We start from the raw sequence: 15,346 nt of genomic DNA, 5'->3' as shown, positions 1-15,346 counted from the left end.
CCCGGCATCGGCAGGTTCGGGCCGGCCTGGCCGATGTCGACGTTGCCCGGCACCGGGATCGGCTGGGGGTCGGGCCCCCGATCGCGTCCACATCGATCAGGTCGAGGTAGCCGAACACGGTCTGGCCGCCGTCACACGCCACGCGGATTCAGGCCAGGTTCCTAGGATGGTTTTGGGGCTGTGTCCGCCATGGCGACCGCGACAAAGCAGCTGTCGGGCCGGTGTCAGTGGCGCGGCGCGTGTTTCCGGCGGCGCGATGGCGTCTGCGGCGCGATGGCGTCAGCGGCGCGGCCGGCGTTTCCGCTGGGCCCGCTGTGGAAAGGCGTCGTGGCGCGGCGCGCGTTTCCGCCGGGCCTTCGGCGCCGGATCGGCGGGTGAGACGGGGGACTCCGGCGGCCAGAGACCGCGGCGCACGAGACCGTCGAGGTAGTCAAGGATCTTCCGGGGGCTGCGTTCCACGTCCTCGCGCTCGTACGGTGGCAGGCCGGCGAGCGCGTCCCACAGCACCCGGTCCCGGCTGATGAAGACGAGGCCGTCGGAGAACTCGCGGCACGTCGTGCACCAGGACATGGTGATGCACCGCTCGTAGCCGCTGTCACCCGGCGGATGGCGCCGGTACGTGTAGGAGTAGATCCGCCCGTCGCAGGACGACATCTCACCCGACGGCCCACGATGAACCTCGTAACCGGTGCCCTTCCACCCCAGCATCCCTACTGCCCGCCCACCCGCAACACCTCCGCCAGCCGGCGCCGCCGCCGGGCGACCGCCTCGAACCGGACGATCACCGGGACGGCCGCCACGAACAGCACGGCCACGACCGTCAGGCCCGCCCACGGCCAGGCCACCCCCGGGTCCAGCACCTGACCGGTGAGCAGCCGCAACTCCAGCGCCCCGAACAGCAGCGCCGCCAACGGCAACCCGGCCACGACCCCTCCGGCTGCCGCTACCAGGCCCCACGGCAGCAGTTCACCGGCCGCCACCCGGCGGGCGTCGCGCGGGGTCAGCCCCAAGGTCCGCAGCCGGCTCAGCGTCTGCCACCGCTGCGGCGCCCCGGCCGCCGCGGCGAGCGCGAACCCGGCCAGCCCGAGCAGCACCAGCAGCGCCGCCGCGGCCCACGACAGCCACAGCAGGCCGTTGACCAGGGGAGCGGCGCGACGGTCACGCAGCACTTCGGACCGCAGGACCGCGCCGGTTCCGGCGACCGCCTGCTCGGCGCCGGGCCCGGTCACCCAGATCGTGTTCGGGACCGACTCCATGCCGGCGGCGGCGAGGGCGGCCGCGTCGACGATGACCACGTCGTCGGCGCCGCTCACCACGGGCGCCGGTCCGGTCGCGGTCAACCGCACCGGCGGCTGCCCGTCCCGGCGCAGCTCCAACGGCATCCCGGGCCGCAGCTTCCCGGTCGCCGACCGGACCAGCGCGGGCACGGCCGGATCCGCCGTCCCACCCGAGCGGATGATCAACCGGGACGGTACGAGCGCCTCGCCGGCGATGATCCGCGCGCCGTCGGTGACCTGCGCGGTGGTCACCGACGTCACCCCGGGCCGCGCCGCGATCCGCCGCGCCACCTCGGCGGTCGTACCGGAGGCCTCGTCGGTGACGTCGAGGCGGGCGTCGGCGCCGACGGTCTCCCGGGCCCCGTCGACCAGGCCGCCCCGCACGGTGGCGCCCAGCGTCAGCGCGAACACCGCCAGCACCGCCGACGTGACCAGCGTCAGCACCGGCAGGATCCGGGCCGAACCGGCGGCGGCCTGCGCCGCCCCGAACACCGCGAGCGGCCGCCGCGACCGCAACAGCCGCCGCAGCACCAGGCCGATCGCCGGCGGCAGTACGCGCAGCAGCACGACGGCCGCGGCGACGGCGGCGAGCGCCGGCGCCAGGGTGGGCAGTCCGGGAGCGGGCCCGCGCTGGTGCAGGGCGACGGCGGCGGCCACCGCCGCGAGCAGGACCGCGATCTCGACGGCGGCCCGGCGCAGCATCGCGGTGTGCCGCACCCAGCGCCGGGCGGCACGGTTGGCGGGCACCTTCCGGTCGCGGGTGGCCGAGGCCGCGGCGCTCACCCCGTACGCCGGACCCGCGGCGACGGCGGCGAGAACCACCGGCGCCACCCACCACCACGCGACCTCGCCGGTGATCGCATACGCCCCCATACCGCCGGCGGCGGCCGCCACGACCGTGACCAGCCCCGATTCGAGCACCAGTTCGGCGCCGAGGTCCGGCAGCGTGGCGCCCCGCTGCCGGGCCAGCGCCAGGGCGGCGGCCCGCCTCCGGCCGAGCAGTTCGGCGGACAGCCCCAGCACCAGGACCGCCCCGGCGATGACCGCGCACAGCAGCACCGACGCGTGCACCCGGGCCGCTTCGACCTGCGCGGTGACGTCGCGCAGCACCGCGTCGAGCTGGGTGTTCCAGGTGGGTGCGGTGTCGAAGCTGCTGGACGTGGCCGACGTGGCTTTCAGCGTGACGGCGGTGGCCGCGATGGCGTGCGCGGTGTCCCAGGTGAGCACATCGGGGTCGGGGGAGAAGGTGACCGTACGCCGAAGCTCGTCGGGTTTGAACGCCAACCGCATGTCCGGCAGCGTCTCGGCGGTGACCAGCCCCCCGAAGCGGGTCGTCCCGGCGCCATCCGCACCGGCCACCGGGTCGAGCAGCCACGGTGCGAGCCGCCACGCCGGATCGTTGCGGTCCACCGGCCGGAAGATGCCACTGACCTGCACGTTCTTGTCGGCGCCGCGTTCGTCGCGCACCTGGAGGACCGCTCCGGGGCGTACCCCTGAGGCAGCCGCCGCCGTCTCGCTCAGACCGACCCGCACCCGCCAGGGTGGTCCTGTGTAGGCGACGTCGGCATCGCCGTCGACGGTCGGGGCGGGCGCCGTCCCGTCGACCCACTCCACGCCGGGGCCGGTCTCGCCGTCCAGGTAGGCCATCTGGAAGGTCCGCAGCACGCTGCCGTCGGTGAACCGCAACGTCGGTGCGATCACCGACGCGACCGGCGGTCGCAGCGCGGCCCGCAGTCCGGGGCCGAGCTGTTCGACCGAACGCCGGCGCAGGTCGGCGAGGTCGACGGCGAGGTGCGGCATCCGCATCCGGCCGGGCGTGCCGTCGCTGGTGTACTCGTCCGGCTCCCAGCGGGCCTGCACGGTCACGTCGGCGCTGGTCCCGGCGCGGCGGACAGCGTCGCGGACAGCACTGTCGGCGGTGTCGCGCATCAGTCCGGGCACCGCCCCGGCGAGCACGCTGACCAGCGTCACCACCAGCGCGGACAGGATCAGCGGGCCGAGGTCGGCGCGGGCCCGGCCGCGCACGCTGGGCCAGTGCGGACTGAGCCGGGCGACGGTGAGCCGCGCCGCGAACGCGGTCCTGCCGCCGGGGCGGATGCTGTGCCGGGCGGTCAAGACGTGACCCGGAGGTGGGCGGCGTCGGCACGACGGGACTGGACGGCGACGACCGTGGTGACGGCGAGCAGGCAGCCCGCGGCCAGCGCCGCGAGGACGGCCAGTTCGGCGGGCCACGGCCAGACCGGAGCGACCGCCGGGACCGGGGCGGCACCCGTCTCGGAACGGATCATCAGCGGCGCCACCACCCACGTGGCCAGGGCGCCCACCACGGCACCGGCCGCCAGCACCGGGACCATGACGATGGTGTGCTGGCCGAGCAGGGTGGTCCGGATCTCCCGCCGGGTCATGCCGAGCCCGCGCAGCCGGGCCACCTCGACGGCGCGGGCGTGCAGGTCGCAGGTGACGTGCAGGGTCACCCCCGCGAGCAGCAGCAGGATCGCGGCGGGGACGAGCAGGCGCAACGCGTCGGGCAGCCCGGCGGGAACCGGGCCGGTGGTGAGGCGGGCCGCCTCACCCGTACGCGTGCTGATCTCACCGAGATGGAGGCCCGCCGCGGCGGAGGCGTTCGACGGATCGGCGACCCACCAGGCGTCGACCGGCAGTTGCGGGTCGCCGCGCACGAGCAGGGCCCGCGAGATCGTGTCGAGGTCGGCGAGGATCGCCACCGAGCCGGGCGCCGACGGCACGCCGGGCACGATCGTCACCACCTGCACCGGCACGGGCGTGTTACCGACCGTGACCTGCAATGTCGATCCGGGTGACACCGACAGTTGTTCGGCGAGCCGCCGCGACACGGCGACCGGCACGGCGCCCGGATCGGTGAACGCGGTGGCGACGAGCTGCCGTCCGGCTTCCGCGGGCCCGCCGAGCTCGACGGTCGCGGTCATCCGCAGGGTGGCCCCGGACACCGCGACCGCCGGCGCCTGCAGCTGTTCGGGGAAGGGCTGCGAGGAGGCGGCCGTCCACGTTCCGCCGGCCGCCGCGCCGGGGACCGTCACGGTCACGTCGATGCGGCTGTCGCCGGTGGCGTCCCAGCCGATGGCGTCGGAGGTGACCGGCAGCAGCACCGCGACCAGGCGCAGCCCGTCGGCGGTGGCGCAGCCGGGCAGTTCGTGCGGCCGCCCGTCGAGTGGGGTGGCCGCGCCGGAACAGGCGGTCCGCAGCCCGGTCGGATCCTCGAGGATCAGGCGCGGGCTGGTGGCGATCGGGGCGGTCCCGGTGGCGTGGCCGGTCACCGTGATCCGGCTGCCGTTCGGCACCGCGATGCCGGCGGCCGCGGTGGCCGGGACCAGGCGGGCGCCGACGGCGGACCAGTCCTCGCCGCCGCCGCGCAGCAGCGTGCCGGTGCGGTGGCCGTCGACGGCGACGAGCCGGGGTGGTTCGCCGTTGCCGCCGAGCCACTGCCCGACGGCGACGCCCCGGTTCGTGGTCGGCGCGACCGTTCCACCGACGGCGGCTTGCAGAACGGCGCCCTGTCCGGTGGCGGGCGGACCGCCCAGGGCGATCGCCAGGTCGGTGCCGACGGAGAGGTCGGCCTGGTCACGTTGCGACCGCTGCCAGGTGGCGTCGAAGGCGACCCCGAACGTGGCGGCCGCGCAGCCGAGCGCGATCAGCATCGCGGCCGCGGTCGGCCGGCGGGCCGCCTGCACCACGGCCAGCGGCATCGGCAGGCCGCGGGTGCGGTGGACCAGCCGGTCCGCGACCGTCAGCGCGGGCGGGACGAGACGCAGCGCGACGGCGCAGCCGGCGGCGAGGATCAGCGCGGGCGACAGGATCCGGACCGCGTCGACCTCGGTCTGCGCGGTGTCCGGCTGGGCGTCGAGCTGCCACCAGCCGGCCGCGGCCAGTGCCACCAGCAGCACGTCGGCGCCGGAGCGGGCGAGCAGGGTGCGCCGGTCGCGTTCGCCGGTGGGCGGTGGGGCGGTACGGATCGCGAAGACGGCCAGCAGCGCCCCGCCCGTCACGGCCGCGGCCTGTGCCCCGGTGACGGTCAGGGTGTCGCCGCTGATCCACCGGTGCACCGCCGACGACAGCGGCACCGCCAGCAGTGTGGCGGTCAGGGCGAGCAGTCCCGCCTCGGCGGCCGCCACCCCGGCCAGCTGCCAGCGGCTGGCGCCCATCGCGGACAGCAGGGCGGTCTCCCCGGACCGTACGTCGGCGGTCAGCCTCCCGGCGAGTGCCAGCGCGGCCACGGTCAGCGCCGTCCCGAGGACCGCGACGGCCAGCACCGCGGCGGTGGTGACCTGCTGCTGGTGGCGGGCTTCGGCAAGCGTGCCCGGCAGCCGGGAGCCGACCCGCTCGATCTGCACCCGTTCACCGAGGGCGGCGGCCAGCCGGCGGTCAGCCTCCAGGATGGAGGACTCGACGCGGGCCAGAGCGTGATGGTCCGGATCGGACAGGTCGGGGTGGGCGGTGATCTCCAGCCGGCTCAGCGCGGCCGTGCCGGAGAGCAGCTCCCGGTAGCCGACCAGGAACGGGCCGTACGCCTTCGCCGGCTGCAACGCGCCGGCGCCCCGGTAGGCCAGGTCGTATCCGGCGCCGCCGAGCAGGTCACGGTCCCAGCCGGCGCCGGGCAGCGCGCGTACGACGCCGGTGATCGTCACGGTGGCTGGCGGCGCCGGATCGCGGACCTGTTCGGCGCCGAGCGCCACCGTGTCGCCGGGGGACAGGCGCAGCAGGCGGGCGGTCGTCTCCAGCACCACCGCCTCGCCGCCGGTGCCCGGCCAGCGCCCGGACATCAGCGTCGCCCGCTTCGGCAGATCCTGCACCCCGGACAGGTAGCCGACCGCGTCGCCGGACATCGGCCGCATCACCGCCGACGCCCGGCCCACCGTCGACACCGCGAACGGGGCCAGCGCCTCGGTCAGCACCCGCTCGGTGTCCGCGGCCACGGCCGGCACGTCGGGGCGGGCGATCGTCACCGCGTACCCGGTCACCTCGGTCCGCGTGGGCGTCGCCGCCGCGGCGGCCTTCTCCCGTGCCCGGTCCGCGCTGACCGTCACCAGCAGCGCGCACACCCCGAGCAGGGCGGCCCCGGCGGTCACCACCGCGAGCAGCGCGGCGAGCAGCGGCCACTGCGATCCGGCGCGGCGGCCGAGCAGGCCCAGCACTACTCGCTGACCTGTCCGTCGCTGATCCGGACCACCCGGTCCGCCAGCGCCATCATCACCGGATCGTGCGTCGACACGAGCGCGGTCACCCGCTCCGACTCGACGACCGCGCGCAGCAGCGCCATCACGGACCGGCCGGTCTCCGCGTCGAGCTGGCCGGTCGGCTCGTCGGCGATCAGCAGCCGCGGCGACGACGCCAGCGCGCGGGCGATCGCCACCCGCTGCTGCTGGCCGCCGGACAGCTCACCCGGGCGCTGCTCGGCGTGGCCGGCGAGCCCGACCAGGTCGAGCAGCAGCGCCACCCGCTTCTCCCGGTCGGCGGCCGGCATCCGGGCCAGCCGCAGTGGGGCGCCCACGTTCTCGGCCGCCGACAGCACCGGGATCAGGCCGAACGTCTGGAACACGTACGACACCTTCTCGCGCCGCAGCCGTGACAGGCCGTCCTCGTCCAAGCCGGTGACCTCGGCGCCGTCGACCTCGACGGTGCCCTCGTCGGGACGGTCCAGGCCACCGACCACGTTGAGCAGGGTGGTCTTGCCCGACCCGGAACGGCCCACCAGCGCCACCATGCTGCCGGCCGGCACGTCGAAACTGACGCCGCGCAGCGCGTGCACCTCACCGAAGCGGCGGTGCACCCCGCGGATGCGCACCATCGCCGTCACGACGGGTCCGACCGGATCGTCACGTGATCGGACTCCAGCGCGAGCCGTACCCGCCGGGTCAGCGCGAGCGCCTCCCGGTACTCGCGCGGGATCTGCACCCGGCCCGCCCGGTCCATCACCGCGTACTCCTCCGCGATCACCAGAGTGTCGCCGTCCGCGCCGGTCTCGGTCCGGCGTAGCACCTCGCTGCTGGTGCGGCCGTCGCGGATCGCCACCGTACGCTCCACCTGCCCGCTCACCTCCGGGTCGTGGGTGACGACCACGACGGTCACCCCGAACTCGCGGTTGACCTTGCGCATCGCCTTGAACACGCCCGCCGACGTGGCGGTGTCCAGTTCCCCGGTCGGCTCGTCGGCCAGCAGCAGCCGCGGCTGATTGGCCAGCGCCACCGCGATCGCCACCCGCTGCTGCTGCCCGCCGGACATCTGCGCGGGCCGGCGGTCCGCGCAGTCGGTCACGTCCAGGGCGGCGAGCAGCTCGTCGGTGCGGATGCGGCGATCCTTGCCGGGCATCCGGGCGGCCGCCATCGGCAGCTCCACCACCTGCCTCGACGTCAGGTAGGGCACCAGATTCGCGGCGGTCTGCTGGCGCACGAACCCGACCGTGTGCCGCCGGTAGCGCACCCGGTCACCGCGCGACATGGCCAGCAGATCCCAGTCGGCGACGTGGGCCCGCCCGGCGGTCGGCGCGTCGATTCCGGCGAGGATCGACAGCAGCGTCGACTTGCCCGACCCGGACGCTCCCACGACGGCGACCATCTCACCCTCGTCGACGGCCAGATCCAAACCCTGCAGCGCCTGCACCTCGATCGACCCGGTCTGATAGATCCGGACGAGGCTCTCGCAGACGATCACGGCATCTCGGCTTTCTGACGGATCATGGGTCGCCTATGAAACCTTCCGTTGCGATCCCCGTCAACCAGCCCTGAGCGGATGCGGCCGGCAGTTCTCGACGGCGTGGGGAGCGGATGCATCGAAGGTGCTGTGAACGCTAACAGCTGTTTCGCTCGCTGTGGGGTGCACCTCACCCACCGGTCAACCACGCTCCTCGAAGAAACCCTGCGATGACGTACGCGGTGCGCCGCCCCGCCCGAAACGGACCGTCCCGTGGCGCACCGCGACCACCTGCCCACACCAGGCCGCGGCGCGCCTTCCGCGCGAGGCGCCACTCACCGCCCCGGCAGCTCACCTTCGGCCTCCGCCAGCGCCTCACGGACCAGATCGGCGATCTGTCGCAGAAAGACGGCGGCACCGCGATCGGTCGGATCGTGGTCCATACCGTGATTGGCGTCGAGCTCCACCAGCCACAGCAACGTGCCCTTCGGCTGCGGCTCGGCCAGAACCCTCTCCAGAGCGTCGAGCTGCAAGCGCAGAAAGGCCGTCTCGAATCCCGTCACCGGCCGCAATTCCCGTCGGATCTCGTCGAAGCCGCACGAGTCGTTGACGTACATCTGCAGCAGGTCCCGGACCGCCTCGATCGGCGGCTGAGTGAGCCGATCCTCGATACGGACACGCATCCAGTCCGGCAGGTCGGGCCGATCGAGCAGCCGGTACAGATCCACGGCCGTACCCTAACCGCCCGCCTCCGGATCACGCCCGGCACGGAAGGAGCGGAGCCCCGTGTAGCCCTCGTGACCGAGCCACAGAAGACTCCGTACTGCAGGGGTCATCTTGCGGACGGCTCCACTTCTTCGATCACGGACCGAAGAAGACCAGCCATCTCCCGAAGGAAGACCACCTGGACCGGCAGGGAAAGTTGTGATGATGAAGGTAAATGGCCGTTAAGGGCCGAGGTCATGCTATCCCGTCGAACCAGCCTTCCCCCTCCGCCCACTTGAGGAGCAAGTCACGGTCGGCATCCGGCCAAGCGCGAAGCATCTCAGAAAGACGTTCTCGGTCTTCCTGGCCCTTCAAGGAGTGGCCCAGGCCGCACGCCGCAATCCAGGCCAGAGTCACCGGGCCCACCCACCTCTTTGCTCGGAGGCTGTCATCACCGAGCCAGCCGAACAATCTCTCCTGCAGGTCAGGTCGTCCGTCCGCCCGGCGACCGATCTCAAGCAAGGCTCGGCCTCGCTGGATCACGGACCGCGAACCGTCGCCGACCTTGAGAATGAGCTCGTCAACCCGGACGCCGCGAAACTCAGGATCCTCATCGAACATGTTGCCTGACATGGTCGCCGACTACTCTTTCCAGCGCTGGGCTCAGCGATGCGATCGCACCGTGGTTCGCGAGAAGGGCGCAAACCCCTTGTTCATCGTGGCAGCAGCAGGACACGGTGGTCTCCTGTGTTGCTCGTGACTCAGAGCCAACCGGTTGCTTCCTGATAAGCCGAGAAGCCCTCGTCGGTGGTGCCGAACCAGATCAGTTTCCCGCCACCACCGACCGGAGTCGCCCACGAGTCGTCCGCAGCCAGGACCTGCGCCCGCTTCTCCGGAGGCACTGCGGTGATCGTCTCGTTGGTCCACGGCCCATCGGTGAAGTAGAGCTCGATCCAACCACGGCTCAAAAGCGACTCCACGGTCTGTTTCGCGAACCTCTGGGCCTCGGCGAGTGAATTGATGCCCTCTTCGTCCTGAACCTCCAGAACTATCTGCCACAGGCCCGTGTAGTCCTCATAGCCGAGCCACACGAGATTCTTTTCCACAGGTGTCATAGTGCCGTTTTCGTTGTCTGTCATCAGAGGAGTCCTCTGTCTTTCATTTCACGCATGATTATCTCAGGATTCCCGGCAAGCGGGATTCGGTAAGCCTTGGATACGCCATTTGAAACCCGCAGATATGGGCCACGATGTCCCGGATCCTCATGGCCTAGCCACCCCATCTCGAGAACGATTAGCTGGCTATCAGCGTACGGATTCCTAAACCGGATACCGCCCTTTGTCGGCATTTTGCTGGGTGAATCAACCGTCCAATGGTCGGGAATGGCATCCAATACGTCCTCCGGAGCAGCGCCATGCAGGTGCGACAGATCCGGGAAACGTTTGAGTTCTGCCTTCGACTTATCGGCGCCGGAGGGGTCGGTGGCGATGTGGGGTGGGTCGCCGGCCGTCATCGGGCGGGGGCGGCCCTGGCCGTCGACCGTCAGAGCGTCGAAGCGGAGCACGTCGCACGGCACGTTGCGGCCCGAGTGGCTCGGCCCGAACTCGCTGATCTGGCGGGTCTGGGCGTCCAGGTAGAGGATCGTGCCGTTCTGGTTGACCGCCGCGTACGCGTGCGTTCTGCCGGCCTGGTCCTGCGTCGTGATGAACGCGAACGAACCGTGACCCAGGCTCAGCAGGTGGTTGCGCAAGCGGCCCTCGGCGAGACGGACCTCGTTGCGGGCGTTGTCCGGATCCAGGGCGCCCACATCGGTGAGACCCTCGAAACGGCCGCCGGTCGTCGCCTCGATCCGGGCCGAAACGCCACGCTCGGCGCCGTACGGGCGGGACGGGTCACCATCGCGGTAACCGTCGAACGTGCGCGGCGCCGACACCCGCGGACGGCCGTGCATGTACGTCTCGAACAGCGACAGCACCGTGTCACCGCAGTTGATCGCCCGGGTCGGGTCGGCCTCCGGGCCACCGTCGTTGACCAGGCCGAACCATTCACCGTCACGCGGATCGGCCAGCCGCACCGGGTTGCCGTCGCCGTCGCGGGGCACGGCGCGTTCCAGATCGGTCTGGTGCACCCGCAGCGGCGGCCGCAGACCGCCCCGCTGGTTGTAGCGGCGTGACGTGTCGATCGGCCGCGGCCCGTCGTCACCGGTCAGCGCCGACCGGTCGCCGGTCTCCACCGGGCCCGGCGCGAGATCGCTGGCGCTCTCGTTGAGGCGCTCCCACTCGGCGCCGGTGACCTCGACGTCGCCGATGTCGCCACCGTGTTCGATATCGGACGCCCGTACCTCAAGATTCTCTGCCTCGTCCTCGAGGCGGCGGCGTTCCGCGACGATCCGGTCGGCCTCGGACAGGTCGCCGCGATCGTCGGCATCCCGAAGCGCATATCGAAGATCATCCGACTGCCCGCGCTTGACCACGGCCTGCTTGCGCAGCTCAAGGCCCATTTCCCGGCGATGGTTCTCGTCGAACTCACGCCGGGTCCGCTCATTCTGGTACTGGTAGTTCTCCCGGGCCTGCTGATCGGCCACCGCGTCCACGGGCGGCGTCTCCGCCAGCGTGACGTCCGGCTCGGCCTTCGGTCCGGGATCAAGAACGGACAGCAGATCACTTTCGATCGGCGCGCTCATCGACTTCGGGTCCAGCACCGCCAGCGGATCGGAAGCCCGGCGGTCCGGCTCGGTCTCCGTCGAAGGCGAGCTCTCCGGCTCATCGGTACGCGTGAAGCTGCCGTTCTCCGGAGAAGGCGCACCGTCCTGCACCGAGACCTGAACGCTGTCCTGATCCTCGACCGGCGCCTGTTCGCTCGACTCATCGACAACGCTGTCGGTCGTCTGCTCCACGGTGACCGTCTGCTCGACCGCTGTCGTCTGCTCGACCGCGGTCGTCTGCTCCACCGTGGCTGTCCGCTCGACGGTGACTGTCGGTTCCACAATCGGCGAGGGCGAGGGCGAGGGCGAGGGCGAGGGCGAGGGCGAGGGCGAGGGCGAGGGCGAGGGCGAGGGCGAGGGCGAGGGCGAGGGCGAGGGCGAGGGTGAGGGCGCTGTCTGCTGAACGTCCACCGGAGTGACCGGGGGAACAGGCGGCGGGGGAGTCTGCCCCCGTTGCGAATCCACGGGCGGCGTCTGGGTGTCGGTGGGCGGTGCCGGCGGCGTCTGTGTGTTGACGGGTGGCGCGGGCGGCGTCTGTGTGTTGACCGGGGGAGCGGGCGGGGGCGTGCTCACCGGCGGGGCGGGAGGCGCCGGCGGGGTCACCGTGTTCTGCAGCCGCGCCTGCTGTTGCTGGTAGGCCAGCGGCGGCGGAGGCGGTGTGGGCCGGTTGCTGTAGAACGGCGCCGGTGGGGTGTTCGGCACGGCCATCGGCCTGCCCTGGCCGTCGAGCATCAGCGCGTTGAGCTGGATCACGTTGGACGGGTTGTTCGTCCCGTCGTGACCGTAGAGCGTGCGGTGCCGGGAACCTCCCGCGAAGTTCGTGGCGTCAACGCACACGCCGCTCTGCGGGTCGAGGAAATACAGGACACCGTGATGGTTGACGGCGTTCCAGGCGTGCGACGCACCTTCCGACCACTGGTTGATGATGATCGCGGTGGAGCCGTGACCGCCCTGGAGCAGGGTCCAGGCGATCTGTGCGAAACCATCGTCGATGGCCGTCTTGGCGTCTGCGTCGGACACGGTGTCGAGCATCGGGGTGATCGCGGTGAACCCGCTGCCGGTCACCTTCTCCGCCCGGAGGTGCCCGTCCTCCTCGCCGATGTGCTGGTCCGGGATGCCGTAGCGGTACGTGTCGACGGTTCGGGGCGCCGACACGGTCGGCCGGCCGTGCAGGTAGGTCTCCAGGAACGACAACGAACAGTCGAGACAGTTGACGCCCCGGGTCGGGTCGGCGGTGGGCCCGCCGTCGTTCACCAGCCGCAGCCAGGCGTCCTGCGGGTTCGGGGTACGCAGCGGCCGGCCGTTCTGGTCCCGTGGGACCGCGCGTTCCAGATCTTCCTGGTGCATGGCGAGCGGAACCCGCAGGCCGCCCCGCTGGTGGTAGCGGCGTTCGGTCCGCGAGTTCGGCGGATTCATGCTGCCGGTCAGCGCCGACTGGTCGTTGCTCCACCTCGGGATGTCCGACAGGGTGCCCTGATCGAAGTTTGCCTTGTCGAAGTCCGTACCGGTCAGCTCGATCTCGTAGGCGGTGCTGAGCAGCTTGACCGCGTCGGCCCGGCGCTTCAGCGCATCCTGCTCCAGTTTGTACGCCTGCAACTGCTCCTTGAGGTGGAGGTCGCGCCGCTTGATGTCGAGGGCCCGCGTCGCCTGGTCCGCCTGATGGCGGGCGATCCTCTGCTGCTGCCTGGCCCGGGCGATCTCCTGGTCCAGAGGCGTGAGTGTGCGCTGGACGACGTCGTTGTGCACGGCCAGCTTGTTGTGATCGAACTGGTCGAAGTACGCCTGCTCGGCCTGCTGCTGTTGCGGGGTGCGCTGTGTCAGATGCGGCGCCGCGTGGGAGGCGCCTGCCACCGGCGGGTCGTTGCGGTCGGGATCCTGCCGGGACGGATCCTGTGAACCGGGCCGCTGATCCGGCGCCGTGGACGGGCCGGTCTGCGACGGCACCGACGTCGACGGGCTGCCGGGGGTGCCGGTACCGGGCTGGGCCGGGCTGGTGACACCGGTCGACGTCGAAGTGGTCGCCGGGGTGCTGCCGGCGGCCGGACTGGTCGAGGTCGTCGGCGGCGTGGTGCTCGTCGCCGCGGTGGTGGGAGCCGTGGCCGGTGCCGTGCCGGCAGGCCCCGAGGTCGGCGGCACGGTGCTGGTCGTGGCCGTCGTGACGCTCGGCGAGGTGGACGGTGCCGGCGAAGGCGACGACGGCGATATGCCGACGTTCGGGCCCGGCGAATTCCCCGGCCCGCTGGTGGTGACCGATGGTGAGCTGGTGGGTCCGCTGGTGGTGACCGATGGTGAGCTGGTCGGTCCGCTCGTGGCGAGCGATGGTGAACTGGTCGGTCCGCTGGTGGTGACCGTCGGCGAACTCGTCGGTCCGCTCGTGGTGACCGATGGCGAGTTGGTCGGTCCGCTCGTGGCGAGCGATGGCGAACTCGTCGGTCCGCTCGTGGTGACCGATGGCGAGTTGGTCGGTCCGCTCGTGGCGAGCGATGGTGAACTGGTCGGTCCGCTCGTGGTGACCGACGGCGTGCCGACCGGGCCGCCGGAGTTGCCGGTGCCCGGCGCGAACGCCACCGGACCATTCGACGCCGTGCTGCTCGACGGCCCCGTGCTCACCGAAGCCGGCGACGTCGACGACGCCGGCATGCCGGGCCCGGAGGTGGACGGCGCGTCGACGGTCGGTGCCACCCCGGACAGGGTCACCCCGCTCGACGACGACCTGACCTCCGGCGACGGCGTGCTCGTCGACGCCGGCACCTGACCCGCGTCCTGGGAGCCCTGGGACGGCGAGGGCGACGGGGAGGCCGGCGACGAGGAGGACGCCGACGACGAGCCGTTACCGGACGGCGAACCCCCACCGGAGGCACCGCCGGACGGCGAACTCCCACCCGAGGCATCGCCGGACGGCGCCCCCGAACCCGAGCCGAGATCGCCGACCGCGGTGCTCACCGGCGTACCGGACGAGGGGTTCGAACCGGACGGCGAGCCCGGCGCCGAATCGCCCAGGGTGAGGCCGCCGGTGTCGAGGCTGTTGCCGAGATCCTTGAACTCCTGGTTGGTGCCGCCGACCGCGGACCCGGCCGCGCCGGACGTGGCGGCCTTGCCGAGGTCCTCCCAGCCGGGCAGCTCACCGCCGACGAGGGATCCGCCCAGCTCGCCGAACACCTCGCCGCCGGCGCCGCGCAGCAGATTGTTCCGGCCGCCCGCGCCGATGCCGGCGATCGTCGAGGTCGCCCCGCCGGCCGCGCCCGCCGCCGTCGACTGGAGCAGATCGCTGACCGAGAAGTCGTCGTGACCGGCCGCGTCCTGATAGGCCTGCACCCCGAAGTTGGTGAGCGCCTCCTCCCGGGCCTCGTCCCCGGCCTCGCGGAGGGCGTTCTTGCCGAGGTTCTGCAGGCCTTTCTTGGTGGCGATGTCCTTGAGCGCCCGCTGACCGGCCTCCTTCAGCGCCTTCTTGACGCCCTTCTTGGCCAGCTGCGCCACCAGCTTCTTGAAGATCTGCTGGATCGCGAACCGGGTCGCCGCGATCAGGCCGCCGGCGGCCGGTGACGCCGCGCCCAGCGTCAGCACCACGGTGATGCCGAGCCCGATCAGCTCGATGACGAACAGGCCCAGCTCGATCCAGGCCTCGAGTTTGGCGGCCTCGATGTCGGCGCCGCACTCCTTGACCATGTCGCCCATCGCGTCCGCGAACGTGATCAGCGCGTTCAGCGGCGCCTCGTCACCGTCGGCGACCTTGCGCCACGCGTCGATGAACGCCTCGATCGTGGTGCCGCTGCCGCCGTACGCGTCGATGAACTGCCTCGCCGCCTCGGCGGCGTCCTCCCGCGGCGTCACCATGGCTTCGGCCAGCCGGTACCACTGGTCGGCGACGTCCCAGGTCAGCTTCTCGTTGCCCTCCGGCCAGTCGAACCCGACCACCCATTCGAGGGCGTCGTACGCCCACCCGGGAAGATCCCACGGCGAGAAGTCGAGCGGATGCGGAATCGGGCTCGGCAGCATC

At 72.1% G+C, this 15,346-nt stretch carries 9 protein-coding genes; all 9 read right to left on the bottom strand.

From position 1 onward, the window contains the following. Window positions 1-279: 279 nt before the first annotated feature. The 9 genes from AB0I88_RS10320 to AB0I88_RS10280 all read right to left on the bottom strand — a co-directional run bounded on the left by AB0I88_RS10320 (window position 280) and on the right by AB0I88_RS10280 (window position 15,345). Window positions 280-708, bottom strand: coding sequence for a hypothetical protein (locus AB0I88_RS10320; RefSeq protein WP_361020879.1), 429 nt, complete (start codon window positions 706-708; stop codon window positions 280-282). A 2-nt stretch (window positions 709-710) separates the two neighbouring features. Continuing rightward, complete coding sequence (locus AB0I88_RS10315; RefSeq protein ID WP_361020877.1) at window positions 711-3,392, bottom strand: FtsX-like permease family protein; 2,682 nt, start codon at window positions 3,390-3,392, stop codon at window positions 711-713. Then, window positions 3,389-6,445, bottom strand: coding sequence for an FtsX-like permease family protein (locus AB0I88_RS10310; RefSeq protein WP_361020875.1), 3,057 nt, complete (start codon window positions 6,443-6,445; stop codon window positions 3,389-3,391). The genes AB0I88_RS10315 and AB0I88_RS10310 overlap by 4 nt, the downstream gene beginning before the upstream one ends. Further along, window positions 6,445-7,098, bottom strand: coding sequence for an ABC transporter ATP-binding protein (locus AB0I88_RS10305; RefSeq protein ID WP_361020991.1), 654 nt, complete (start codon window positions 7,096-7,098; stop codon window positions 6,445-6,447). Before AB0I88_RS10305 ends, AB0I88_RS10310 begins: the two co-directional genes overlap by 1 nt. 5 nt (window positions 7,099-7,103) lie before the next feature. Further along, a complete protein-coding gene (locus AB0I88_RS10300; RefSeq protein WP_361020873.1) occupies window positions 7,104-7,961 on the bottom strand; it encodes an ABC transporter ATP-binding protein in 858 nt (285 codons plus the stop codon). Window positions 7,962-8,275: 314 nt separating this feature from the next. Beyond that, a complete protein-coding gene (locus tag AB0I88_RS10295; RefSeq protein WP_361020871.1) occupies window positions 8,276-8,668 on the bottom strand; it encodes a hypothetical protein in 393 nt (130 codons plus the stop codon). A gap of 232 nt (window positions 8,669-8,900) precedes the next feature. Beyond that, entirely contained in the window at window positions 8,901-9,266 is a 366-nt protein-coding gene (locus tag AB0I88_RS10290; RefSeq protein ID WP_361020869.1) for a hypothetical protein, read from the bottom strand. A 140-nt stretch (window positions 9,267-9,406) separates the two neighbouring features. Further along, entirely contained in the window at window positions 9,407-9,784 is a 378-nt protein-coding gene (locus tag AB0I88_RS10285) for a hypothetical protein (protein ID WP_361020867.1), read from the bottom strand. Continuing rightward, window positions 9,784-15,345: a toxin glutamine deamidase domain-containing protein gene (locus tag AB0I88_RS10280; RefSeq protein ID WP_361020989.1), complete on the bottom strand. Its 5,562-nt coding sequence runs from the start codon at window positions 15,343-15,345 to the stop codon at window positions 9,784-9,786. Before AB0I88_RS10280 ends, AB0I88_RS10285 begins: the two co-directional genes overlap by 1 nt. Window position 15,346 lies beyond the last annotated feature (1 nt).

This window comes from Actinoplanes sp. NPDC049802 (genome assembly GCF_040656595.1).
Lineage (GTDB): Bacteria > Actinomycetota > Actinomycetes > Mycobacteriales > Micromonosporaceae > Actinoplanes.
The sequence above is the reverse complement of the archived record's forward strand: the minus strand, read 5'-3'. Positions and strand labels throughout refer to the sequence as shown.